The following is a 453-nucleotide window of genomic DNA, read 5'->3' as shown; positions in this document are numbered from 1 at the left end:
CGCGGGTGACGACGCCGAACGCGTCGCACCACTCCGCCGCGACCACCGCGACACGCGCGCCACCGCGCAGCGCGAGCGTCCACACCGGTACTACTCCGTGCCGTACGCCGGCAGGCGCTCCGGTAGCCCGAGCCGCGGGAACTGGTCCTCGTGGAACGTGACGATCTCGGTGATCGCCCCGCCGGTGACGCGCAGGACGTCGATCGTCAGCGGCAGGTACGCGCCCTCCTGCTTCCGCCAGAGGTAGAAGGCGACGGCAGGCTGCCGGTTCACGGAGGTGAGGACGGCGCGCAGGCCCTTCATGCCCTCGAAGCCGCCCTCGACCCAGTCGTTCACCACCGCGTCGCGGCCGACGTACAGGCCCGGCGTAGGCGGCATCGAGCTGCGGACGTCGTCCCGCAGCAGTGCCGCGAGCCCGTCGACGTCCGTGGCCACGCTGGCGTCGGTATAGCG

The 453-nt window shown here is 72.4% G+C and carries 1 protein-coding gene; it reads right to left on the bottom strand.

Annotated elements, in window-relative coordinates:
- Positions 1 to 90 precede the first annotated feature (90 nt).
- On the bottom strand, positions 91 to 453 hold a 363-nt coding region (locus CAY82_RS27540; RefSeq protein WP_170931137.1), incomplete at its 5' end, for a nuclear transport factor 2 family protein.

It is taken from the genome of Pseudomonas sp. SID14000 (assembly GCF_002165135.1).
GTDB lineage: Bacteria > Pseudomonadota > Gammaproteobacteria > Pseudomonadales > Pseudomonadaceae > Aquipseudomonas.
Note: the sequence above shows the minus strand (reverse complement) of the source record. Positions and strands in the feature narration are given on the sequence as shown.